Source organism: Natronorubrum marinum, from assembly GCF_052040125.1.
Lineage (GTDB): Archaea > Halobacteriota > Halobacteria > Halobacteriales > Natrialbaceae > Natronorubrum.
In genome coordinates this window covers 212067-234323 of the sequence record NZ_JBPPFV010000003.1, presented here as the reverse complement: position 1 = coordinate 234323, position 22257 = coordinate 212067, and the positions used below count along the sequence as shown (strand labels likewise).

Genomic DNA, 22257 nt, shown 5'->3' with positions numbered 1-22257 from the left:
CGAGTCGAAGCGAGGAACGCAGGCTCACCGTCGCGTGTTACGATGATCACCCCAGAACCCATTCGAGACTCGAGTCGCCCCGCCAAACACCTCACGCGCCGTCCGACTGCGTTTCGAGAAACCCCGCGAGCCGATCGTTGACCGTCCGCGAGCGCTCGACGAAGCAGAGATGTCCGGCCCCCTCGAGTCCCTCGAACTCCCCGCGCGGAAGCCCTCGAGCGAGCGACCGTCCGGCCGCGGGCGCAACCAGTTCGTCGGCCCCGCCGTGGATCACTCGCGTCGGCTGGGTGACCTCGACCAGCCAGTCGCTCGCGTCGAAGCCCTCGAGGGCCGCCACCTGTGCTTCCCAGCCCGCTCGAGTCGCATCGCCGTCGGCCCGCCAGTCGACGATGCCCTCGCAAACGTCGGATTGCGTCTCGCAGAACTCGTCGGAGAGCCCCGTCTCGAGCGAGTCCCGCAACGCCGCGCGGTCGTCCGGCGGGGCGAACAGCGTCTCGAGGTCGAATTCCTCGCCTCGCGCCGCGGTTCCAAAGAGCGTCAGCGTCTCGACGCGAGTCGTGTCCCGCGCGGCGCGCAAGGCGATCGCGCCGCCGAGGCCGCAGCCGACGAGGTGGGCGTTCCGGATCCCGCAGTCGGCTAGGACAGCCTCGAGGTCGGCGACGAGCGTCTCGAGGTCGTACGGTCCCGACGGCGCGTCGGAACGTCCCGTCCCGCGGAGGTCCCAGACGACGACCTCGTGTGGGCCGGCGAGGGCGGCGTGTTGCCAGCCCCACGACCAGCCGCCGAGGCCGGCTTCGGGAACGAAGACGACCGATTCGCCGTCGCCCTCGCGTTCGTAGTGGATCGAGACGGAGCCGCTCGAGGCAGTGGACATATCCGGTTCGAAGGGGTGGAGCAAGGCGACGGTTTCGATCCTCGCGCCGTGTAGCGACGCGTCTCGGTGTACACATATATCACACCGACCGGCGATAGTCCGGTATGAACGAACGAGATGCGAAGGCGCGAGTCACGGATCGAATCGCCGACCGGGAGGACGACCTGCTGTCGATCCTCGAGCGCCTCGTCGACGCGAAATCAGTGACCGGCCACGAGCCGCGCGGACAGGCCGTCATGCTCGAGGAGTTCGACCGACTCGGCCTCGCAGTCGACACGTGGGAGCCGGACGCCGAGGCGCTGTCGGACCATCCGGGCTTCTTCCACACGTCCTCGTACGACGACCACGGCTACGAGGGCCGCGAGAACGCGGTGGCGACGGTCGACGGCGCGGGCGACGGGCCGACGCTCGCGCTCTCGGGCCACATCGACGTCGTGCCCGCCGATCCGGAGTCGGCGTGGGAATCCGACCCGTGGACGCTCCGCCGCGAGGGCGACGAGATATACGGCCGCGGCGTCTCGGACATGAAAGGCGGACTCGCCGCCATCCTCCTCGCCGTCGAGACCCTCGCGGACGAGGACGTCGACCTCGCGGGCGACCTCTACGTCCAGAGTACGATCGAGGAGGAAGCCGGCGGCGTCGGCGGTCTCCTCTCGGTCTTAGAGCGGGGATACGTCCCCGATGCGGCGATCATCCCGGAACCCTTCGGCCTCCCGAACGTCGGCATCGCCAGCGCCGGCGTGATGTTCTTCGACGTGACCGTGCCGGGCAAGAAGGCCCACGCCGCGTGGGGCCATCAGGGCGTCAGCGCATTCGACAAGGCGAGCCACGTCGCGGCGGCGCTGAACGAGTTGAACGACGAGCGCCAGGCCGGCATCGACTTCCCGCCGGCCTACGGCGCGGATCCGTCGCTCGAGGGCCACGTCACGAACATCAACATCGGCGTCGTCGAGGGCGGCGACTGGCCGGCCTCGGTGCCCGCCGAGATGCTCATGAAAGGGCGCGTCGGCTGGCCGCCGGGCGAGAGCCGGGCCGACGTTCGCGAGGCGATCGAGGGGACGATCGAGGCCGCGGCCGCGGAGGACGAGTGGCTCGCCGAGAACCCGCCGACCGTCGAGTGGACCGGCTGGAACGCCGCACCACACGAAGTGCCGCGCGACGCCGACATCGTCGAGATCGTCAAGGGCAACGCCGAGTCCATCATCGGCGAGGAGGGCACCTTCGTCGGCGGGAACGCCGCACTCGACGAGCGGTTCTACCAGCGCTACTACGACGTGCCAGTCGTCACGGCCGGCCCCTACGGCCCGAACCTCCACGGCGTCGACGAGTATACGACGGTCACGTCGCTGCTCGAGACCGCCCAGACGCTCGCGACGTCGGCGATCGACTACTGCGGCGTCGCGGAATAAGCGCTCTCGAGTCGATTTTTACGGGTCGGCAAAATACTCGTTCGCAGGTCGATTGTGACGGGAAGGCGTCTCGAACCGTGCCGATTCAGGCGTCCTGAACCTGACGCAACACGTCCGGCGCGTCCTCGAGCGCTGCGTCCAAGTCCTCGACGTTCGGCCCGCCGCCCTGCGCGAAGTCCGGCGGGCCGCCGCCGCCGCCGCCGACTCTCGAGGCGAGTTCGCCGACGACCTCGCCGGCGTTGACGCCCGACTCGTCGGGAACGGCGACGACGAACTGGGCCCCGCTCTCGCCGCTGCCGAGGACGGCGATCTTGCCCTCCTCGACTAAGGCGTTCGCGGTCGCGCGCAGTTCGCCCATGTCGGCGTCGATGCGGTCGACGACCGCGGTCGTCTCGCCCACGTCGACCTCCTCGCCGCCGCCTCCGCCGCCGGCTCGAGCCGCGGCGAGCTGTTCTTTCAGGTCCTCGATCTCCTTGCCGCGGCCCTTCCACTCCTCGAAGAACCGCTCGGCGGTCTCGGGGACGTCTTCGGGGGAGACGTCGAGTATCTCGGCGGCTCCGTAGAGGGCGTCCTCCGTGCGCTGGGTGGCCTCGAGTGCGGCCTCGCCCGCGGCGAAGGTGATGCGCTCGACGCCGTCCTGGACGCGTTCGGTGCTCAGGACTTTGATCGTACCGATCTCGCCGGTGCGAGCGACGTGGGTGCCGCCGCAGGCCTGCGTGTCCTCGTCAACGTGGATCAGCCGGATCTGCTCGCCCGGCGGGATCCCGCCCTGGTAGAGGTCGAAGCCGTGTTCGGCCTCGGCGTCGTGGCGATCGGGCCACTCCTGGGTGACCGAGGTGTTGTCCATCACGATCTCGTTGGCCAGCGACTCGATCCGCTTGACGTCCTCGCGCGAGATGCGCGCGTAGTGGCGCATGTCGATCCGGGAGCTGTCGACGCCCTTCTGGGCGCCGGCCTGGCGGATGTGGTCGCCCAGTATCTGCCGGGCCGCGTGGATGACGATGTGAGTCGCCGTGTGGTGGCGCATCAGCTGTCGGCGGCGGGTCGCGTCGAGCTGTCCCTTGACGAACTCGCCCTTGCCAAGGCTCTCGTCGGTTCGGTGGAGGATGACGCCGTCTTCGATCTGGACGTCCTCGACCTCGGCGGTCGCGTCGTCGGTCGAGAGCGTCCCCGTGTCCGCGGGCTGGCCACCGCCTTCGGGGTAGAACATCGTCTGATCGAGGACGACATCGTACCCCTCTTCGCGCTCGAAAACGTCCAGCACGACGGCCTCGAACTGGGTGCGCTGTTGATCGTCGTAGTAGAGCTTCTCCGTCTCCGGGAGATCCTCGAAGCGTTCGTCCTCGTCCTCCTCGGCCGCCTCGGCGGCCTCGGGCGTGTCGTGGCGCTTCGCGACGAGACTGTAGAAGTCGTCGGGAACGTCGACTTCTGCGCCGGCTTCGTCGGCGATCTCGGCGACCATGTCGGGCTGGATCCCGTGGGAGTCGTAGAGTTCGATCAGTTCGTCGACCGGGATCGGCTCGCCCTTCTCCGCGTACTCCTCGGCCATCGCTTCGACCCGTCGACCGCCGCGCTCGAGCGTCTCGCGGTACTTCTCGACTTCGGTGCGGACGATGTCGCGGATGGTGTCGCGGTTCTCGTACTCGAGGCGTTCGGCCTGCATGTCGACGAGTTCGTCGAGCGGCGCGTCGACGCCGACGGTGTCACAGAGCCGCTTCGTTCGGCGGAGGACCATCCGCGCCAGGTAGCCCGTGCCGACGTTCGAGGGGACGATGCCGTCTCCGAGCATGTACGCCAGCGTTCGGCAGTGGTCCGCGATGGCGTAGATGGACTCGAGCGGCTCCATCAGCGCCGTCAACTCGTCGACATCGACGCCGAGTTCGTCCGCGATCTCGCCGCGGGCGGTCTCCATGTCCTCGGCCTCGTCGATGTCCATGTGCCCCGCGAGTTTCGCGGCGCGGTGGAGGAGCGCTTCCTCCTCCTCTGTGTGCTCGAGGCCCGCGTTGTCCTTGAGGAACGCGATCATGTCGGGGTAGACCGCCTCGTAGACCGTCGGCGTACCCTGGGAGACCCAGGTCCAGCGCTCGAGGCCGTAGCCCGTGTCGACGATGTAGGTGTCCATCGGGCTGTAGCGGTTCCCGTCTTTCATCTCGTACTCGCCGTCGGGATCTTGCTCCATCGACATGAAGACGAGGGTGGCGAGTTCGACGCCGCGGTAGATGACCTCGATGGCGGGCCCGGCGTTGCCGCCGCCGACCCACGGGTCCTCGATGTAGATGACCTCGTCCAGGTCGACGCCGAACGACTCGAAGAACCCGTCGCAGAGTTCGACGGTCCGGTCCTTCCAGTAGACCTCGCCGTAGTAGGCGTACTCGTCCTCGTCGACGTCCTCGCGCGTGTTGAACGCGTGGTGGGCCATCATCTCGAAGGCCATCGTGTGTCGGCCCGTCTTGCCGACGTTGTCGATGTCCTGCATCCGAATGCAGGGTTGGGAGACCGTCAGCGGGTTGGCCGGCGGCGGCGTCTCGCCGCTCGTGACCAGCGGCTGGAAGTCGTAGATCGACGCCTGTGTCAACAGGACGTCGTCCCGCCAGCGGTTCGCCGCGACGGGGTAGGGCTCGATCCGCTCGTGGTCGTGGCCCTCGAAGTACGAGAGAAAGGCCTCCCGCATCTCCTCGAGACTGTACTCCTCGTCGAAGCCGGGGTTCTCGATGAAGCCGTACTCCTCACACGGCGGCTCACCGCAGGTTTCCCGGTCGTGATCGCGGGTCCAGAAGTGCGCACCGCAGGAGGGACAGTCCTTGCGCTCGAATCCCTCCTCCTCGAAGTACTCGAGACGGTACGCGTCCGCCAGTTCGCTCATTACACGTCTCTTCGCGAGCCAGCGCCTAAAACAGTTCCGCAACGTTCATTTTCCGGATATCGACGGACGGGAGCGTGATGTGGCCTCAAGCGACGATGCCTTCGGCCGGCCGATAATGTGAATGGGAAGACATATGTTGGACGCGGAATATTCGGATAATAAGTGCTATTCGAATGAGAGGTACGGAACGGATCGAACGACCGCAGCCCCGGGAGTGAGACGATGCGAACGAGACGCTCACTGCTCCGAACGAGTGCGGCGGCGGGTGCCGGCACGCTCCTCGCGGTCGCCGCGTTGCCGTCGCCGCCCGACGCGACGCCGATCGATCGAACCGTCGAAGGGTCCGAGACGCCGCCCGCGGTCGACGACTGGACCGACGAGTCGATTACCGACGAGACCGACACGCCGATGGCGCGGTACCAGTATCGACCGATCCAAGCGGGTGCGGACCAGAGCGAGTTCGACGCATTCGTCGCGACGGCACCGATCAACGTGGTCCTCGTCCCGGACGACGAGGTCGACGGCGACGGACTCGAGCGCGTAATGGGCGTCCTCGAGGACGAGGGTTGGTTCCACAACCCTGAGGAGTACACCCGCTACGCCTGGGATCGTCGGAAGTCCGCGTTCGTCCGCCAGCAGGCGACGGCCGCCGAGACCTACTACGGAACCAGCGGCCGCCTCCACGTCCGCTGCTGGTCGTTCGAGGGAGTCGTCTCGATGCAGGCCCACGAAGACACCGGCGCTCGGCCCCAACACGGGATCGCCTCCTACGACCGGGGGCTCGAGGCCATCGAATCGATCTTCGACGCCGCCGGCTGGGCCGTCGCGTCGGACGCCATCGATCTCGACAACGAACAACGCGAGTACGACGGACTGGCGTCCATCATTACGGAGGACGCGTGAGCACCGACGACCGCTACGGGTTCGATCGCCGGCCCACCGTCGACGACGTCCTCGACCACCCGCTGCTGGGGCTCGAGCGCGGCCGGACGGAAATCGCGCTCTCCGCCCTCCTTGCCCTGAGCGCGCTCTTCACCGTCAGCTACGCCGGGTCGACGGTCGCCGTCGGTGGTGCGCCGCTCGAGACGCTGACGACGCGATTCGACACGCTCACGAAACTCCTGATCGCGATCGCGACGGCGACGATCACGATCCTTCCGTTCGTCTACGCGGGCTGGAACGGCGGCCCCCTCCTCTCGTTCGCGATACCGCTCGTCCCGGTCTTTCTCGCCGACGTCGCCGCGGGCCAGTACGTCCTCGGAGTCGACACGGTGATCGCGCTGACCGTCGGCGCCGCGGCCTGTGCGCTCGCACTGTTCGCGACCGACGTCCGGCGGACACGCTCGCTTCGCTCCTGGACCGCCGTCGAGATCGACGCCGTCTACCTGCTGGTCGTCACACTAGCGATACTCGTCGCGGCCGCCGGCGTCGCCCAGTTCGTCGCCACCCAACCGCCGCGAAACCTCGAGTGGTACGCTCCCTTCAGCGCGCTCTGGCTCGTGCCGGCGGGAATCCTCGGCGCGTACTGGCAGGCCGCGATCCGAACGACGGTCGCGGCGCGGGCCGAGGAGACGCAGGTCGAGTCGTGAGGACGGGACGACAGTACCCCTCCTCGAGACGGATCGCAACGGCTCAACGGTCGACACCCCCGTGCATTTTTATCAGGGTAGAGGGTCACGTCCACACAATAGCTGACCGACTCCATGACCCATCCGCCGCGATCAGGGCCGCATACGGTGCTCTACGTCGCCGAAGCGGCGGCTGCGGCCCGCGACGGGGCGGCCGCACTCGAGGCCGTCGACTCGGGTCCCGACCGAACCGTCCGGGCGCTGTCGGCGGACGCAGTCGACGAACTCCGTAGCTGGGCCCCCGAGGCCGACTGTATCGTCTTCGCCGAGACGCCGACGACCGCGGCGGGGGCGAGCCTGCTCGAGGTCGTCGACGTCTGCGGACGCACGCCGCTGGTGCTCTTCTGCGAGCCGAGCTACGCGCCTGCCGCGGCGCGCTCGACCGACGGCATCGCCGGTTACGTGCGCCGTGGGACGGACGACGCGATGGACCACCTCGCCGACGAGATCGAGTGGGTGTGCCGCGGCGCGGCCGTCGACGACGAGACGAACGCGGACGAGCCAGCCGAGACGAACACCGACGAGACGGCCGACGCACGGACGGCCGAGGAACCGTTCGCGCTCGAGCCCGTTCGGCCGAGCGATGTCCTCGGGTCGGCAGCCATCGCCGAGTCAGACGATTCCGCCGAGACGAACGCGCGAACAGCCGTCGTCTCGAGCCTCGAGTCGGCGACCGAACTCGCCGCCTGGCGGAACCACGACAGCGGGCGCGAACGATACTACGAACTCCTCGTCGAGTTCGTGGCCGACGCCTGTGGAACCGACTACTGCTGGCTCTCGACCGTTCACTTCAGCGAATTCATCACCCGGGCCGCGACGGACGCAGTTCCTGACGGCGCGCTCGAGTCGACGCCGCTCGAGGGACCGGTCGGCGACGCCTTCCGGACGGGTGAGCCACTCCGGATCGACGACGTTCAGGATGCGGCCCTCGAGCCACCGTTCGAGGATGCCACCTCCCTGTGCGTCGCTCCCGTTGCCGACATCGGCGTCATCCAGATCGCCGACACCGAGCCGAACCCGTTCGACGAGACGGCCGGCGAGATCCTCGCGGCGTGCTGTGGGTACGCGACGGCGATCCTCGAGCGAGCCGAGACGCGGACGCGACTGCGCGCCGAGCGCGACCGATTGCGACTCGAGCGGACCAAACTCGAGAGCGAGCGTGACCGAATCGGAGATGAACATGACCGACTGGTAGACGAGTGCGATCGAATCGGAGACGACCGCGACCGACTGGACGCCGCGTTCGTGAGCCTCCCGGTTCCGGCGCTCCGATACGAACTGGTCGACAATCGGGCCGTCGTGCGAGCCGTCACCGACCGGTTCACGGACACCTTCGATATCGATCGTACGGCGATCGTCGATAGCGCCATTGGCAGCACTGATGACGGCAGCAGTACCGACGCCGATATCGAGGGCGCTGACCGGTGGACAACCGTTCCACCCGGACTCGAGGACCGAGGACCGACCCTGTCCGACGCGGTCCGTTCGACCGAGCAGCGTCAGTTCGTCAGTCGCCGCGAAACCGCCGACGGAATCCGGACCTTCCGACTCACCGTCACTCCCTGCTCGACCGTAGCGGATAGCGAACCGGCGGACGACACCGTCGCTGGCGACGATCACACCGAGGGTATCGTCGTCTACACCGACGTCACCGACGCGAACCGGATGGAACGCGAACTCGCCGCCGTCGAACACCGCCTTGAGACGATCGCGCGACTCGTCGACGAGGACGTGCGGACGCCGCTGAACGTCGCTCGCGGCTACCTCGAACTCGCCGCGGAAACCGGCGACAGGGAGCACTTTGACGAGATCGACGACGCGCAGGAACAGCTGTTAGCGCTCGTCGAGCAGTTGCTGACGATCGCCCGGCGAGACGACGTGCTCGTCGACACCGAGCCGGTCGCCCTCCACGACGTCGCCAGACGGGCCTGGGTCGTCGTCGAGACCGGCGACGCCGAACTCGTCACCGAGGAGAACCTCGTCCTCGAGGCCGATAAGAATCGGGTCCAGGAGCTGCTCGAGCACCTCTTTCGGGCGATCGTACGCGGCGAAGAGACGAGCGAACACGACGGCACCGGGCCGGAGTGGAGCGCGGATACGGAGACGGTCGACGACGAAGCGGTCACCCGCATCACGGACGAGCAGACGGTCGTCTCCGTCGGAACCGCCGACGACGGGTTCTACGTCACCGGTCGGTGGGACGGCGCTAACAGGACCGTCGCCGGCGTGAAGTCGGGGGCCGATCTCGGCCGCCTGGCGACGCGTGACGGCACCGGCTTCGGGCTCGATTCCGTCGAGCGGATCGCCGACGCTCACGGCTGGGATATCGGCATCGCCGAGGACGACGACCGCATCGCGTTCGCGTTCCGCGGGGTCGAATGCGACGCCGACGGAAGCTGACCGCGGGGTCGAATGCGACGCCGACGGAAGCTGACCGCGGGGTCGTCGGGGCGGCCGATCAGGACTCGTTTTCGAGCGCCAGCGACGCCAGCATCGCTTCGAGCTGGAGTCGTTCGTTCGCGCCCTCCGTGATCCGGTAGTCGACCTCGCCGAGACGTTCGAGCAGGCGAACCGTCGCCTGTTCGGGGATGTCGAACTCCCAGGCCGAGCGGTGGAGCTGGTCGATGACGTCGCCGCCGGCCAGTCCGCGATCCATCAGGAGATCCTCGAGAGCGGCACGGGCGGCCGTGAAGTCGCCCTCGATGGCGTGTTCGACCATCGCCTCAACCTCCTCCGGCCGAGCGGTCGAAGTGATCGCAAAGACGGTCTCCTCGTCGACGGTTTCGCCCATCACGGCGGCGGCCTGCAGGCCGTTGATGGCCTTTCGCATGTCGCCGTCGGCCGCGTAGACCAAGGCATCGACGCCGTCGTCAGTGACCTCGATGCCCTCGTTGGCGGCGATCTCGCGCACTTGCGCCTCGATTGCCTTTTCGGAGAGTTCGGTAAAGCGGAAGACCGCGCAGCGAGACTGGATCGGGTCGATGATCTGACTCGAGTAGTTACACGAGAGGATAAAGCGCGTGTTGTTCGAGAACTGCTCCATCGTCCGGCGGAGCGCCGACTGGGCGTCGGATGTGAGTGCGTCGGCCTCGTCGAGGAAGATGATGCGGTGGTTGTAGCCGCCGAACGAGGAGCGCGCGAAGTCCTTGATCCGATCGCGCACGACGTCGATTCCGCGCTGGTCGGAGGCGTTGAGCTCGAGGAAATTCTCGCGCCAGTCGTCGTCGTAGACTTCGCGGGCGATAGCCTGTGCTGCGGTCGTTTTACCCGTGCCCGCCGGCCCTGCAAACATGAGGTGCGGCAGTTCGTCCTGTTCGACGTAGTTCTGCAGGCGCGGGACGATGTTCTCGTGGCCCTTGATCTCGTCGAGCCGTTCCGGCCGGTACTTCTCGATCCAGACTTCGGTCTTGCCCGGTGTCGGCTCCGCCGCCTCGGCGTCGGCCTCGCTCATACCGGGCGAAGGGGTGGCCGAAAGATAAAACGACCGAACCCCGCCGTCGATCGCGAGGGGTCTCGAGTCCGTGGCAGTCGAAACGAACGGTTACTCCCGTCCGAGAACGGTCATCGGGCGGTCCGACTCGAGGATAACGCCCTGAATGACGCGTCCGAACAGGTCTTTTCCGGTCGTCGAGGAGCGCGTAGATTGGACGCGACGGGACTCGAGTCGGCTGGCCGGTTGCGACGAGGAGCCCGATTGCGGAATCCGGAGACGATCACGGGCGCCGGACAGTACGCGAAAGTGGACGCAGCGTGACGTGTTTATCTCCCTACTCGACGTATGTGTGGGTATGACAGGCAGTAATCGCTTCCGAACAATTCTCGTCCTCGCCGTACTCCTCCTCGTCGTCGTCGGAACGGTGCCGATGTCGGTCGCCGCCCAGTCCGAGAGTCAGAGCGGCGGCACCGTCGTCGTCGAAGAGGGAGAGACGATCGACGAACTCGAGGCGTTCGCGGGAACCGTGATCATCGAGGGCACCGTAACGGGCGACGTCAGCGCGGTCGCTGGCAGCGTTCAGATCGATGGCGAAGTCGGTGGCGACGTCGAAGCCGTCGCCGGCAGCGTTCAAATAGCCGGGGCCGTCGATGGCGACGTCGAAACCGCTGCGGGCAGCGTCGAAATCACCGACGGAGCGACTATCGGCGGCGACCTCTCGGCCGGCGCCGGCAGCGTCCTGATCGACGGGACGCTCGAGGGAGACGCAAAAGTCGGCGCCGAGACGATCCAGCTCGGCGACGACGCGTCGATCGCGGGCGACCTGCGCTACGGCGGCAGCCTCGAGGGGAACACCGACGCCGTCGCCGGCGAGATCGTGGAGGACTCCTCGATCGGGATCGACCTGACGGGAACGGCCGTTCCGATCGTGTCGTGGCTGTTCTCGGCGTACGTTCTCGCGTTGAACCTGCTGCTCGGCGCCGCGTTGCTCGCGCTGTTCCCCCGGTTCTCCGACGGGATCGCGGATCGGGTCGCGACCGATCCCCTGCGTACCGGGCTGACCGGGTTCGGGCTCCTCGTCGCGATTCCCGTGTTGCTGATCGCCGCGGCGATCACGATCGTCGGCATTCCGTTCTCGGTCGTCGGCGCGTTCGGATTCGCCCTCGTCATCTGGCTCGGAATCGTCTACGGCCGGTACGCCGTCGCCGCCTGGCTCCTCTCGCTGGTCGACGTGGACAACCGCTGGCTCGCGCTCGTCGTCGGACTGGTCGCCGGCGCGGTACTCGCACAGCTTCCCATCGTGGGCGGGCTGCTCAACCTGCTCGTCCTCCTGCTGGGTCTCGGCGCGCTCGGCTTCGGGCTGTACGCCCATCGACAGCGGGTCCGTGATCAAGAGTCCCGCACCGAGAGCGGACCCGACGGACCGACGGCCGACTGAGGAAACGGCGGTGACGACGCGAAAGCGTCCGTTTCAGCCGAAGCGACTGTGATCACAACCGACCTAGCCGCGACCGAACCGCCCTCGAGTGCGTCCCGAACCGAGCGACGCGCTCAAGTCGGTTGCCTCGTAACGACGACTATGCGCGTCACCGTCGACGTCAAGGGCGAGGAGACACACGAGATCGATCTCGAGGCGGTGGCCAGCGAGTGCCCGAACGACGACACGGAAGCCGACGGAGCGACACCGACGTATCAGGAGCTACTGCGCGAGATCGATCTCAGTCCTCACGAGGTGAGCGTCCTCGTCGACGGTCGCCCGGTTCCGGAGGATCAGCCCGTCGAAAGCGACCACGTGACCGTGTTACGGCTGATCAAGGGCGGTTCGGACAAAACTGGCGACAGGAACCGCTGAAAGCCCGAGCGTTTTGAGGGTGAGCCTCGTAGCCGGAGTCATGACCGGTGACGCCGCGGAACTAACGCTCGAGAACGTCGGTCCGGGACCGGATCCGCTCACGCTGGCGGAGCTGGCAGCGCCGGTCGAGCCGGCCGATCCGACGACGACCGAGGAGGCCGATACGGCTCACGAGTCCATCCTGCTGTTGCTCCACCGCGACCACCACGCCGGGCAGTGTCGCCGGCAGGTCAGGGCCGTCGCCGACCGCTACGACGAGTTCCGCGAACGCGGGTGTCAGGTCGTCTCGGTGGTCCCCGAACCTCGCGAGCGCGTCGAGCAGTGGCAAGCGCGCTACGAACTCCCGTTTCCGCTCTGTGCCGATCCGGAGGCGACCACGGGCGATATCTTCGATCAACCGGTCCGCCTCGGGGCGCTCGGCGAACAGTTCGACGTCGTCGGCCGAATGCCCGTCGCGATCGTCTTCGACATCGACGACGACGGGGAGATCAACATCGCCGACGCCTACCGCGGGCGGACGAATCTGGACCGCCCCGACATCGACGAGTTGTTGGCCACCATCGACGGACGAACCTAACGGATGGACGGCCACGTCCGCACCGCCACCGCCGACGACGCACTCGACGTGAGACGCATCCTCGACGCGGCCATGCTCGAGCCGGGCGACGTCGAAACCCGGATCGAGAACGCGGACGTGCTCGTCGCCGGCGATCATCGCGGTGGAACCGAAGCGAACGACGCCAGCGAACGGGTTCTCGGCACGGTCGTCCTCGAGTCTCGGGACGGGGTTTACGGCGCGCACGTCTCGGCGATCGGCGTCCGTCGCCGCCACCGAGGGAAGGGGATCGGCCGCGCGCTGATGGACCGGGCGCTCGAGCGCGAGGGCCGGCTGACGGTTCGCTTCGACGACGGCGTCCGCCCGTTTTACGAGTCGCTCGGGTTCGCGATCGAACCGATCGACGACCAGCGGTATCGGGGCGTCACGGCACTCGACCGGTCGTAACGGCCGATCGACTCGACCGCAGCCGTTCGTTGGTTCTCTCGAAGACGCAACCGTCCGGTTCGATCGGGCGAAGCGTGCGACGGATGGCCGCAGGGTTATCCCCCTTGCTCGCCTATACTGGAGGATGGCAGACGACAAGAGATCCCGAAACAAGCAGGCCGACGACGAGGAGCGACGCCAGCGGGAACGGGAACTGCAGGAGGCGCGCGACCGCGACGACGAACCCGAGCCGGCGGAGCCCGAGCAGGACGAACAGCTCGGCGAGCTCGACGACTCCCTCGAGGCACACGAGTACCCGACGACCGCTGACGAGCTGCGAGAGGCCTACGGCGATCGTGCGGTCGAAACTGAGGACGGGTCGAGACCCCTCGAGGACGTACTCGGTCCGGTCGACGACGAATCCTACGACTCCGCGGACGACGTTCGGGATCGGATACAGGGTCTGGTTACCCGCTGAAACAGCCGTTTCACTACTGATTTTCGTCTCAGACTGTCGGCGCTCCGCTCGCCTCCGGGCGTTTCCGCTCGCATGAACGCGAGCCCAGATCCTCCATTGCAGGCGTGTTCCGGCGGAGCTTTATCGGACAGAACGTGGTACGACCCGTCGCATGGCTCTCGGACGGATACTCAGCGGCGACCCATCGAAACGCTCCAAACTCTACCTCGTGATTGGCGGCCTCTCGCTCGTCAAGGCGATCGCGGTACGCAACGACCGGGATCGGTTCCGCCGGGAACTGGTCGACGCCGGCCTGTTCATCGGCGTCGGTATCGCGTTACGGAAGTACAGCCAGCTCAAAGAGGAAAAGCGTGCGGAGATCGAATCGCAGGTCCCCGACTGGGCGATCTCCGCCGCGACCTCGCCGGCCGCGAAACAGGGCGTCCGTACGGTCGCGAAACGACGCCTCGGCGGCGAGCCCGAATCGGAACCGAGCCTTCGCGACCGGGCTCGAGGCGTCATCTCGAGCTAACTCGACGAGCGACGGCAGCCCGTTTCTCGCCGGTGTCGTTCAGTTCGAGATCGGCTCGAGCGACGCCGTAAAGTGACGCAGCTCCCGGTTTTCGGGCTCAGAAACGATCTCGAGTCCCGACACCGACTCGCGTTCTTCGAGAACGGTCGTGGCCGTCTCGACCACGTGCTCGAGGTGTTCCCGGTGGTAGGTGCGACGTGGAATCGCGAGTCGAACCAGTTCGGGGCGGTCGGTATCCGGAAACGCGAAACTGCCGAGCTCGACGCCGCGGACGCCACCCTCCCGGTAGAGCGCACAAACCAGCGCCTGCCCCGGGAACTCCGCGGGCGGAACGTGGGGAAGCGCGCTCGCCGCGTCGAGATAGACCGCGTGACCGCCGGGCGGCGTGTAGATCGGGACGCCGGCCTCGTCGAGCAGTTCGGCGAACGTCCGGACCTGCTCGAGCCGATCCGCGACGTACGCCTCCTCGACGGCCTCCCGGAGGCCGACGGCCATCGCGGCGACGTCCCGGCCGGACATCCCGCCGTAGGTGGGAAAGCCCTCGTAGAGGATCGCTCGCTGTTTGCAGCGCTCGAAGAGTGCGTCATCGTCGGTCGCAACGAAGCCGCCGGCGTTCACCAGTCCGTCTTTCTTCCCGCTCATCACGAGCGCGTCGGCGTAGCCGAGCTGTTCGCGGGCGATTTCGGCGACCGTCGCGTCGGAAAACTCCGCCTCACGGTCTCCGACGAAGGCGGCGTTCTCGGCGAACCGGCAGGCGTCGATCACGAACGTCGCGCCGATCTCGTCCGCGAACTCGCGGACGCGTCGGGTGTTTGCGACGCTGACCGGCTGGCCCGCCGCCGAGTTGTTCGTGATCGTCAAAATCACCACCGGCACGCGTTCCGCGCCCACCTCGTCGACGGTCGACCAGGCGCGGTCCAGCGAGAAGTTCCCCTTGAACGAGCCGTCGACCGTCAGATCGTGGGCCCGGTCGACCGGACAGTCGACCGGATCGGCCCCCTGATTCGCGACGTGAGCGCGCGTCGTATCGAAGTGGGTGTTGTTGAGCGCGACGTCGCCGTCGGAGAGGAGCGCGCCGTAGAGGACGTTCTCCGCGCCGCGGCCCTGGTGGGTCGGCACGACCCGGGAGAAGCCCATGACGTCCCGAACGGCGGCCTCGAGCTCGTCGAAGCTTCGCGATCCCGCGTAGGATTCGTCGCCGCGAAGCAACGCGGCCCACTGCTCGTCGCTCATCGCGCCGGTACCGCTGTCGGTTAACAGATCGATAAAGACCTCCTCGGCGGCGAGTTCGAAGACGTTGTACCCGGCCTCCTCGAGCGCCTGCTCGCGGCGCTCGCGTGAGGGTAACTGAATCCGCTCGACCACTTTCGATTTGTAGGCGACCATACCCACTCAACGCCGGCGCGCGTGTTCAGTCTAGCTGGAATCTCGTGTCCGCTGGCGGTTCGAACCGTCCGCTCTCGGACGGATCGGTGCATCGATGGACGGAGTCGACGACTCGAGCGGCGATGGAACCGGCGAACGACGGCGAACGGACGGTGTCGAACGGCGGTAGCGGGCTCGAGGGCGTCCCTGAAGGTCACCGAGCGTCAGCGGGCGTCGGCCTCGAGACCGCTGAACGCGTCGTTGGCGACTCGCGTCGGCGTCGGCTCGGGACCGACGAGTTCCAACCCGTCCGCGGGTTCGGAACGGACCGAGAGTTTTCCGGTCGAATCGGCAGTAGTGGCCGTCGACTCGAGAGCGGAGCGGTCCGCAGTTCCGGTGTCGTCGTCGGACTCCGTACGCTCGTGGGAGGGCGATTCTGCTGCGACGAGTTCGCCGAGTTCGGCCGCCGCCGACTCGATGACGTCGCCGTCGTCGCGGACGGTCACGTCGGAGTCGCCGACGAACTCGAACCCGAGGTCGTCGACGTCGGGAGCGGGTTCGTCATCCTCGGGTTCGATATCGGTCCCGCTCGTCGAGTCCGCCGTCTCGACGGCCGCGAGTCCGGCGAACAGTTCGGCCGCCGTCGTGTCGTCGACGTCGAGTTCGTCGTCCGGGATCGTATCGTGGGCGCCGCCGCCTTCCTCGAGGTCGTCCGGCGATTCCACGCCGAACTCGGCGAGGACCGCGTCGGGATCGGGCTCAACGTCTTCGAACACTTCCGTACCAGTCGAATCGGTGCTCATGACAAGAGCTGTTACAGTCATGACTTTCGTTACGAGGGCGTTACCAGTGGTTCATGGACCGACTACCGGGGAAACTCGAGGCGAAACGATGGCCCGTCGAACAGCGGTCGAAAAAAGGCGATTCGCGCACCGAATAGGGAGCCGCGCCTTAGAAGAGGTCCTGGGTCAACTCGAGGGTCTTCTCGCGGTCGTCCCACTCGACGAAGAGGGCGACGCTGGTCGCGCTCGTGATGATATCCTGGAGGTGGATCCGCTCCTCGGCGAGCGGGTTGACGATCTCGCTGATGATTCCCGGCTGGTTGGGGAGTTCGCCGCCGGTGACACGGACGACGGCGGTCGGCGAGTCGACGGTGACGCTCGAGAGTTCGTCGCGGGCGATGACCTCGCGGTGGAGGATGTTTTCGGCGCGTTCGGCCTCCGCTTCGTCGATGTAGAACGTGACCGTGTCCATCCCGCTGGCGACGGCGTCGATGTTGATATCGCTCTCGGAGAGCGCCTCCGAGAGGTGGTTGAAGATGCCCGGCTGGTTGCGGATCGCTCGCCCGGCGACGGTCAGGCAGGCCAGCGGTCGCTCGCGCAGGTCGACGAGGTTCTTGAACTCGCCCTCGATGCTCGTCCCGCCCGAGAGCAGATCACCGTGCTGGTAGTGGACGACGCGGACGTCCAAGTTGCCGCCCTTGTACGACAGCGCGGAGGGCGCGACGACCTCGGCCCCGCGGAACGAGAGGTTCCGAAGTTCGTCGACGGAAATCTCGCCGACGTTGCGGGCTCCTTCGACGACGTGCGGGTCGCCGGTCATGACGCCTTCGACGTCGGTGACGATGACGACCTCGTCGGCGTCCATGTACTTACCCATCATCACGGCCGTCGTGTCGCTGCCGCCGCGACCCAGCGTCGTGATCGAACCGTCCGGCCCTTCCGCGAGGAAGCCCGTGATGACCGGCACTGTGGTGTCGAGATCCTCGGCAACCTCGAGCGCTCGCTTCTGGGTCTCCTCGACATCGACTTCGCCGTACTCGTCGGTGACGACGGGCCAGCCGTCGGCGCCGGGTTCGAAGAACGTCGCGTCGATGCCCCGAGCCGCTAGCGCGGCCTTGAGCATCCGGACGGACGTTCGCTCGCCCATGCTGACGATCTGGGCGCGGTCAGCTTCGTCGGTCTCGAAGGTGATCTCCTCGAGCAGGTCGTCCGTCGTCGACCCCATCGCGCTGGCCACGACGGCGATCTCGTGGCCGTCCTCGACGGCCGCCGCGATCGAATCCGCGGCGCGATTGATTCGATCCCCGCTGCCGAGGCTCGTTCCGCCGAATTTGGCTACAACACGCATACTGACACCTCGTCCGCGACTGGCGTGACGGTCTCGTGGCTCATATGCCAGACCGTTACCAGAGCGCGCAGATAACTGTGTCCCATCGTTCGTATTTTTACCACTGGTCGCGACATTCTCGAGGACTGGACGGTCGCCTCAAATCGCCGTACACCGGACGGGTGACCGACAGGTCGTGCGTTCGGAAGCGCCGCCGGTTCACCGACTCGAGATCGATGCGTCGAGCGGCGATCATCCGCATCGATTGGAAGTCGAAACGACACTGTTGCGGGCGGGATTTATGTTTGTGCGTGGCATTACCACACCCTAATGAACGTACGGGACGCTCTCGAGGCCGACGCGGACGCGCTGGCGTCGATCGCCGACTCACCGACCGACGTGATGCGAAACCTGGTTCACGATCGGACGGTGCGCGTCGCCGAAGACGGCACGCACGATCCGAACGCGGACGTGTCGGAATCGCAGTATAACGGCTCCGATCCGGAGGATCTGCTGGGGTTCATCAGCTTCGACGCGAAAGCAGACACCGTCCACGTGACCCAACTCGACGGGACGGCCGACGCGTGCAAACGGCTGCTCGCCGAACCCGTCCGGTTCGCCGAACGCGAGTCGATGAACGTCGAAATGCTGGTTTCTCCCGAGACGACGTGTGTCGAAGACGCCGCCGAGGAACTCGGCTTCGAACGTCGCGGTCAGGGACCGCGGTTCGAAGGCGCGCCGACGGTCCGGTTTCGACTCGAGCCGTAGCGACTGGCCGCCGTCGGGGCCCCTCGGTCCCGTTCCGCCGCAGGTCGTCGACTGAGTCGACCTGAACCGCAGCCATCAGCCGAGCAGTAGAATAATCGTATAGCCCACCAAGCCGGCAGCGAACGCCCAGAAGCGACTTTCGCGGTCCGCTGGCAGTTCCTCTTTGATTACGTTGAGGATGACGCCGCCGCCCAGAAACGCGAGCAAGAGGCTGAGCACGAGTTCCGGAACGCCGACGAGCGCGCCGACCGCCGCGCCACCGAGGATCGCACCGGCGAGCAACCAGCGACCGACCCGATCGTAGACGGCCCGGTGGTGTTCGCGCAGGCCGTAGTCGTTGACGACGAAGTGAACGCCCATCGCCACCGCGTAGAGTAGCAGACTCGAGACCCCCGTTTCCTCTCGATGGAGTAAGAGATAGCCGATGAGTCCGTTGTACAGCGCAAAGGACCCGATGTGGATCCAGAACACGCCGGATCCCCCTCGAATCGTCCGTTTGCCGGCGCTCGCTCGTCGGTCCGGCCGAGCCTGCGAGCGGCGAACGATCTGTTCGAGTCCGTAGAAGAGCGTAAAGCCGACGAGCGCCGCGACGAACAGCGACCGCTCGTGCGTCGCCGCGAGGACGACGTTCGTCGGCTCGAACGCCTCGACGACTCGAGACTGGTGTTCCGTGACCTCCGGAAGCAGGTGGACGAAGACGTACGCGACGGAAATGCCGCCACACAGCGAGAGCCACCCGCTTCGGGGCATCCCGCGGAGGAACTCGAGCCGTCTAGCACCGATATGCACCGCTGCCAGTCCGCCGGCGACGAGCAAGACGCCGAGCGTCGAGAGCATCGAGTGATAGTTGGATGAGAGCGACAATAAAAGACGACCAGACGACCGGCGCGCAACGATCGTCTCGTGGGAGTCTCGAGAGCGGGATCAACTGAATTTCTGAACCGTCACGTCGAGCGTATCGAGGTCGACGATGGGGGCGAAGCCGGCGTCGGGGTCGATGTTGACGCTCTTCTGGAAGTCGGTCTGGGACTGCCAGCAGCCGGAGTTAATCGCGAGCACGTTGTGATACTTTCCGAAGCCGAGTTTGTGGACGTGGCCGGTGTGGAAGATGTCGGGCACCTCCTCCATCACGAGGAAGTCCTCCTCCTCGGGTGCGAGTCGCGTGTGCCCTCCGAACTGGGGTGCGACGTGGCGCTTCTTGAGGAGGTGGTACATCGCCTTGTGCGGATCGTCGTAGCTCGCCTTCTCCTCCGGGAGTTCCGCGATCACTTCGTCCAACGAAACGCCGTGGTACATCAGGACGGAGACGCCCTCGAGCGTCACCGTCGAGGGATTGCTGACGATCCGCGAGTCGTGGGCCGACATGATCTCCCGGAGGTTCTCGTCGAATCCGGGCTGGGGCTCGGCGAGTCGGACCGCGTCGTGGTTGCCCGGAATCATCACGATCTCGATGTCGCCCGGCACCCGTTTGAGGTACTCGTTGAACACCTCGTACTGGTCGTAGATGTCGACGACGTCGAGTTCCTCGTCCTGATTCGGGTAGACGCCGACGCCTTCCACCATGTCGCCCGCGATGAGCAAATACTCGACGTGCTGGGCCTCAGCAGTGTGTAGCCAGTCGGCGAAGCCGTTCCAGGCGTCGTGCATGAACTCCTGGCTGCCGACGTGAACGTCGCTGATCAGCGCCGCCTGCACGTGGCGATCCGCCGTCGACGGCTTGTGCGTCCGGGGAACGTCCGGGAAGTACATCGAGTCGACGAACGCGATCCCCGAGTCGTCCGCGAGGGTTCCCTCCATCGCCAGCACCTCATCACAGAGCAGTTCCTCTACCAGATCAGCGTACTCCCGATCTTTCATCACCAACCACGGGAACGTTCCGGTCGCGTCCTCGAGTTCGACCAGCCAGTGGCCGCTCGCCGTCGAGCGGATGTCGTTGACCAGCCCGACCATCCCGACCTCGCCGCCACCCGGCATCTTCTGGATGGCCGTCGCGGGTCGGTGGTTGACCCGGCCCCGCAGTTTCGAGCCCAGCTTCTCGAGTCGATCCCGAAAGACGGCGACGAAATCCTGGTACTCGCCCGTTCCGGTGCTGTCACCGGTCATATCTCCCGCGATCTCGAGCGATCGTAGCTCGGGATCGACGGACCGGTTCGCGGTCCCCGACCCCTCTGTTTCGACTGGAACCGCCCCACCCACGTCTGACGGATCGGGTGTTCGATCTCCAGTCGAAACGGAGGGGTCTTCCGTGTCGGCCGCGGCGGGCGACTGTTGCCCGCCCGCTGTCGGTTTCGCGTCCGCGTCGGTCGCGGCGAGGACGGCGTCGACGTGGTCGGTCCGAACGACCAACGCGTCCGCCGGCAGCTCCTCGACGACGCGCTCGAGGGTCGCGTGCGGGTTGTCGGCCGACGCGAGCTTCGTGACGGCCTCGCGCTCGGCGTTGTACCCGCGGCTGGTAAGTTCGCTGACGATCCGAGCGGAGGCCTCGAGTGGCACACCATTCGTATTCGCAAGCGGGGAGAAAAGGATATCGTCATGGAGCGTCCCGTGCCCTCCTGCGTTGTCGTACGATGAACGAGATGGCCGTTCCCGTCGGCCGTTGATCTACAAGTACCGTCAACCCACCAGTAGAGTTATTCCGATGACCGAAATAGCAAACAACGAGTGATTCAGCTGTGTTCGTCTACGGTCGCGTCGGTTCGGTCATCGTGTGAAACGCCTCCCGCAGTGTTCGTCGCGTTCGATCCGGGATGCCGGAGCAGAAGGTTGATTGCAAGTCCCGGCAAAACGGGTGACGATGAGCGGTTCTAACCCCGGTGACCCACCTGACGATCCCGACGAGCGTGGTGACCACACCGGTGAGCGGGGTGATCCGGACGGTGACAGCAGCCGGGATTCGGACGTAAACACGGGTCGAGGTCCGGACGGTGACGTAAGCCGTACTCCGGATGCAGACATGGACCGAGACCACGTTTCCGATGCGACGCGAGACCCAGCCACCGGGAATCGAGATTCGGCCAGCACTCCCTCCGGAGGAGTCGAAACGGCCGCTACCGACGACCGGGTTACGATCAAGGACGACGGCGTCGTTCGCTGGTTCCTGAAATCCGACGACGGAAACGTCGTCCTCGCTCGCGATATCCTGAGCAGCGTCGCTATCGTCGCCGTGATCGGGCTCCTCCTGTTCGCGCTCAGCGGCGTCTGGCCACCGCTGGTCGCCGTCGAGAGCGGCAGCATGGAGCCGGACATGGAGCGGGGCGATCTCATCTTCGTGATCGGCGAGGACCGATACGTCGGCGACGATCCGGCCGGTGACACCGGGATCGTTCCCCTCGAGAACGGCGTCGAAAACGGCCACGAGCGCTTCGGCCAGCCCGGGGACGTGATCATTTTCCACCCCAACGGCGACGAGCGACAGACGCCGATAATCCACCGGGCGCACTTCTGGGTCGAAGAGGACGAAAACTGGGTCGACACGAAAGCCGACGAGGAGATCATCGGCGATACGACCTGCGCCGACCTCCAAACGTGCCCCGCAAGCCACGACGGGTTCATTACGAAAGGCGACGCCAACAACGGCTACGACCAGCAGTACGGCAGCTTCAACGAGCCACAGAGCGAGGTCGTCGACCCCGACTGGGTCACCGGCAAGGCCAGGTTCGGAATTCCGTGGCTCGGCTACATCAGACTGACGTTCGACTCGATTCTCGGCGGGATGCTCGCCCCCTCGCCCGTGATCGAGACCGCGATGACTGGACCCGCAACGACCGCCGCACAGGTCGGGTTCGTCGGAACCACCGGTGCCGCCGGAGCGACTGGCGGAATTGCCGTCGCGATCAACCGGTACCGCGACTGAGTCTACGGATCCGATTCGATCCGGGTTCAAGTCGGTCTGGCCCCACTTCGAATTCGATCTGCGCTGTCGCGTTTCTCGATCGCGATAGAGAGACGACACTCTCGAGTCGAATCGCCGTCCGATCGAGTCGAG

General features: G+C 66.4%; 20 protein-coding genes. 12 read left to right on the top strand and 8 right to left on the bottom strand.

What is annotated here, in order from left to right:
• Positions 1–91: 91 nt before the first annotated feature.
• Positions 92–874, bottom strand: a complete 783-nt coding sequence (locus ACSFC5_RS17410; RefSeq protein ID WP_440766512.1) for an alpha/beta fold hydrolase — start codon at positions 872–874, stop codon at positions 92–94.
• Between the two features lie 104 nt (positions 875–978).
• Here ACSFC5_RS17410 and ACSFC5_RS17405 point away from each other — a divergent pair, with 104 nt between their 5' ends.
• The gene (locus ACSFC5_RS17405; RefSeq protein WP_440766511.1) at positions 979–2283 is read left to right on the top strand and encodes an ArgE/DapE family deacylase; all 1305 of its coding nucleotides are present in this window, start codon (positions 979–981) and stop codon (positions 2281–2283) included.
• Positions 2284–2368: 85 nt separating this feature from the next.
• On the opposite strand, the gene alaS is transcribed toward ACSFC5_RS17405, so the two are convergent.
• Positions 2369–5146: an alanine--tRNA ligase gene (alaS, locus tag ACSFC5_RS17400; protein WP_440766510.1), complete on the bottom strand. Its 2778-nt coding sequence runs from the start codon at positions 5144–5146 to the stop codon at positions 2369–2371.
• 222 nt (positions 5147–5368) lie between these two features.
• Here alaS and ACSFC5_RS17395 point away from each other — a divergent pair, with 222 nt between their 5' ends.
• The 3 genes from ACSFC5_RS17395 to ACSFC5_RS17385 all read left to right on the top strand — a co-directional run bounded on the left by ACSFC5_RS17395 (position 5369) and on the right by ACSFC5_RS17385 (position 9174).
• Positions 5369–6049 carry a hypothetical protein gene (locus ACSFC5_RS17395; RefSeq protein ID WP_440766509.1) on the top strand — a complete coding sequence of 227 codons (681 nt, stop codon included), beginning with the start codon at positions 5369–5371 and terminating at the stop codon, positions 6047–6049.
• Positions 6046–6735, top strand: a complete 690-nt coding sequence (locus ACSFC5_RS17390; RefSeq protein WP_440766508.1) for a hypothetical protein — start codon at positions 6046–6048, stop codon at positions 6733–6735. The genes ACSFC5_RS17395 and ACSFC5_RS17390 overlap by 4 nt, the downstream gene beginning before the upstream one ends.
• A 114-nt stretch (positions 6736–6849) precedes the next feature.
• Complete coding sequence (locus ACSFC5_RS17385; RefSeq protein WP_440766507.1) at positions 6850–9174, top strand: GAF domain-containing sensor histidine kinase; 2325 nt, start codon at positions 6850–6852, stop codon at positions 9172–9174.
• Between the two features lie 58 nt (positions 9175–9232).
• On the opposite strand, the gene ACSFC5_RS17380 is transcribed toward ACSFC5_RS17385, so the two are convergent.
• The gene (locus ACSFC5_RS17380) at positions 9233–10225 is read right to left on the bottom strand and encodes a replication factor C small subunit (protein WP_440766506.1); all 993 of its coding nucleotides are present in this window, start codon (positions 10223–10225) and stop codon (positions 9233–9235) included.
• A gap of 337 nt (positions 10226–10562) precedes the next feature.
• Between ACSFC5_RS17380 and ACSFC5_RS17375 the strand changes: the two genes are divergently transcribed.
• The 6 genes from ACSFC5_RS17375 to ACSFC5_RS17350 all read left to right on the top strand — a co-directional run bounded on the left by ACSFC5_RS17375 (position 10563) and on the right by ACSFC5_RS17350 (position 14030).
• Entirely contained in the window at positions 10563–11645 is a 1083-nt protein-coding gene (locus ACSFC5_RS17375) for a bactofilin family protein (RefSeq protein WP_440766505.1), read from the top strand.
• A gap of 141 nt (positions 11646–11786) precedes the next feature.
• Entirely contained in the window at positions 11787–12059 is a 273-nt protein-coding gene (gene samp2 / locus ACSFC5_RS17370) for a ubiquitin-like small modifier protein SAMP2 (RefSeq protein ID WP_440766504.1), read from the top strand.
• 40 nt (positions 12060–12099) lie between these two features.
• On the top strand, positions 12100–12636 hold the full coding sequence (locus ACSFC5_RS17365; protein ID WP_440766503.1) for a redoxin domain-containing protein: 537 nt from the start codon (positions 12100–12102) through the stop codon (positions 12634–12636).
• Positions 12637–12639: 3 nt separating this feature from the next.
• Positions 12640–13062, top strand: coding sequence for a GNAT family N-acetyltransferase (locus tag ACSFC5_RS17360; protein WP_440766502.1), 423 nt, complete (start codon positions 12640–12642; stop codon positions 13060–13062).
• Positions 13063–13186: 124 nt separating this feature from the next.
• Positions 13187–13519, top strand: coding sequence for a DUF5789 family protein (locus ACSFC5_RS17355; RefSeq protein WP_440766501.1), 333 nt, complete (start codon positions 13187–13189; stop codon positions 13517–13519).
• Between the two features lie 151 nt (positions 13520–13670).
• The gene (locus ACSFC5_RS17350; protein WP_440766500.1) at positions 13671–14030 is read left to right on the top strand and encodes a hypothetical protein; all 360 of its coding nucleotides are present in this window, start codon (positions 13671–13673) and stop codon (positions 14028–14030) included.
• 39 nt (positions 14031–14069) lie between these two features.
• Here ACSFC5_RS17350 and ACSFC5_RS17345 read toward each other — a convergent pair whose 3' ends face one another.
• The 3 genes from ACSFC5_RS17345 to ACSFC5_RS17335 form a co-directional block, all read right to left on the bottom strand.
• On the bottom strand, positions 14070–15416 hold the full coding sequence (locus tag ACSFC5_RS17345; protein WP_440766499.1) for a tryptophanase: 1347 nt from the start codon (positions 15414–15416) through the stop codon (positions 14070–14072).
• Between the two features lie 203 nt (positions 15417–15619).
• The gene (locus tag ACSFC5_RS17340; RefSeq protein WP_440766498.1) at positions 15620–16198 is read right to left on the bottom strand and encodes a hypothetical protein; all 579 of its coding nucleotides are present in this window, start codon (positions 16196–16198) and stop codon (positions 15620–15622) included.
• Between the two features lie 148 nt (positions 16199–16346).
• Positions 16347–17525 (bottom strand): aspartate kinase, encoded by a 1179-nt coding sequence (locus tag ACSFC5_RS17335; RefSeq protein ID WP_440766497.1) that lies wholly within the window; start codon positions 17523–17525, stop codon positions 16347–16349.
• Between the two features lie 309 nt (positions 17526–17834).
• On the opposite strand from ACSFC5_RS17335, the gene ACSFC5_RS17330 reads away from it, so the two are divergent.
• Positions 17835–18272, top strand: coding sequence for a hypothetical protein (locus ACSFC5_RS17330; RefSeq protein ID WP_440766496.1), 438 nt, complete (start codon positions 17835–17837; stop codon positions 18270–18272).
• A gap of 75 nt (positions 18273–18347) precedes the next feature.
• Here the strand turns inward: ACSFC5_RS17330 and ACSFC5_RS17325 are convergent, their stop codons facing one another.
• Together ACSFC5_RS17325 and ACSFC5_RS17320 are read right to left on the bottom strand one after the other, a co-directional pair.
• Positions 18348–19109 (bottom strand): hypothetical protein, encoded by a 762-nt coding sequence (locus tag ACSFC5_RS17325; RefSeq protein WP_440766495.1) that lies wholly within the window; start codon positions 19107–19109, stop codon positions 18348–18350.
• Positions 19110–19196: 87 nt separating this feature from the next.
• Positions 19197–20765, bottom strand: coding sequence for a DNA-directed DNA polymerase II small subunit (locus ACSFC5_RS17320; protein ID WP_440766494.1), 1569 nt, complete (start codon positions 20763–20765; stop codon positions 19197–19199).
• Between the two features lie 301 nt (positions 20766–21066).
• Here ACSFC5_RS17320 and ACSFC5_RS17315 point away from each other — a divergent pair, with 301 nt between their 5' ends.
• Positions 21067–22125 (top strand): S24/S26 family peptidase, encoded by a 1059-nt coding sequence (locus tag ACSFC5_RS17315; RefSeq protein WP_440766493.1) that lies wholly within the window; start codon positions 21067–21069, stop codon positions 22123–22125.
• Positions 22126–22257: the final 132 nt, after the last annotated feature.

Coding starts and splice junctions, on each gene's coding strand:
- ACSFC5_RS17335 (WP_440766497.1), bottom strand. CDS start 17,525: ATGCGTGTTGTAGCCAAATTCGGCGGAACGAGCCTCGGCAGCGGGGAT.
- ACSFC5_RS17380 (WP_440766506.1), bottom strand. CDS start 10,225: ATGAGCGAGGCCGACGCCGAGGCGGCGGAGCCGACACCGGGCAAGACC.
- ACSFC5_RS17405 (WP_440766511.1), top strand. CDS start 979: ATGAACGAACGAGATGCGAAGGCGCGAGTCACGGATCGAATCGCCGAC.
- ACSFC5_RS17325 (WP_440766495.1), bottom strand. CDS start 19,109: ATGCTCTCGACGCTCGGCGTCTTGCTCGTCGCCGGCGGACTGGCAGCG.
- ACSFC5_RS17385 (WP_440766507.1), top strand. CDS start 6,850: ATGACCCATCCGCCGCGATCAGGGCCGCATACGGTGCTCTACGTCGCC.
- ACSFC5_RS17365 (WP_440766503.1), top strand. CDS start 12,100: ATGACCGGTGACGCCGCGGAACTAACGCTCGAGAACGTCGGTCCGGGA.
- ACSFC5_RS17315 (WP_440766493.1), top strand. CDS start 21,067: ATGAGCGGTTCTAACCCCGGTGACCCACCTGACGATCCCGACGAGCGT.
- ACSFC5_RS17360 (WP_440766502.1), top strand. CDS start 12,640: ATGGACGGCCACGTCCGCACCGCCACCGCCGACGACGCACTCGACGTG.
- ACSFC5_RS17350 (WP_440766500.1), top strand. CDS start 13,671: ATGGCTCTCGGACGGATACTCAGCGGCGACCCATCGAAACGCTCCAAA.
- alaS (WP_440766510.1), bottom strand. CDS start 5,146: ATGAGCGAACTGGCGGACGCGTACCGTCTCGAGTACTTCGAGGAGGAG.
- ACSFC5_RS17345 (WP_440766499.1), bottom strand. CDS start 15,416: ATGGTCGCCTACAAATCGAAAGTGGTCGAGCGGATTCAGTTACCCTCA.
- ACSFC5_RS17410 (WP_440766512.1), bottom strand. CDS start 874: ATGTCCACTGCCTCGAGCGGCTCCGTCTCGATCCACTACGAACGCGAG.
- ACSFC5_RS17355 (WP_440766501.1), top strand. CDS start 13,187: ATGGCAGACGACAAGAGATCCCGAAACAAGCAGGCCGACGACGAGGAG.
- ACSFC5_RS17330 (WP_440766496.1), top strand. CDS start 17,835: ATGAACGTACGGGACGCTCTCGAGGCCGACGCGGACGCGCTGGCGTCG.
- ACSFC5_RS17395 (WP_440766509.1), top strand. CDS start 5,369: ATGCGAACGAGACGCTCACTGCTCCGAACGAGTGCGGCGGCGGGTGCC.
- ACSFC5_RS17340 (WP_440766498.1), bottom strand. CDS start 16,198: ATGAGCACCGATTCGACTGGTACGGAAGTGTTCGAAGACGTTGAGCCC.
- ACSFC5_RS17375 (WP_440766505.1), top strand. CDS start 10,563: ATGACAGGCAGTAATCGCTTCCGAACAATTCTCGTCCTCGCCGTACTC.
- samp2 (WP_440766504.1), top strand. CDS start 11,787: ATGCGCGTCACCGTCGACGTCAAGGGCGAGGAGACACACGAGATCGAT.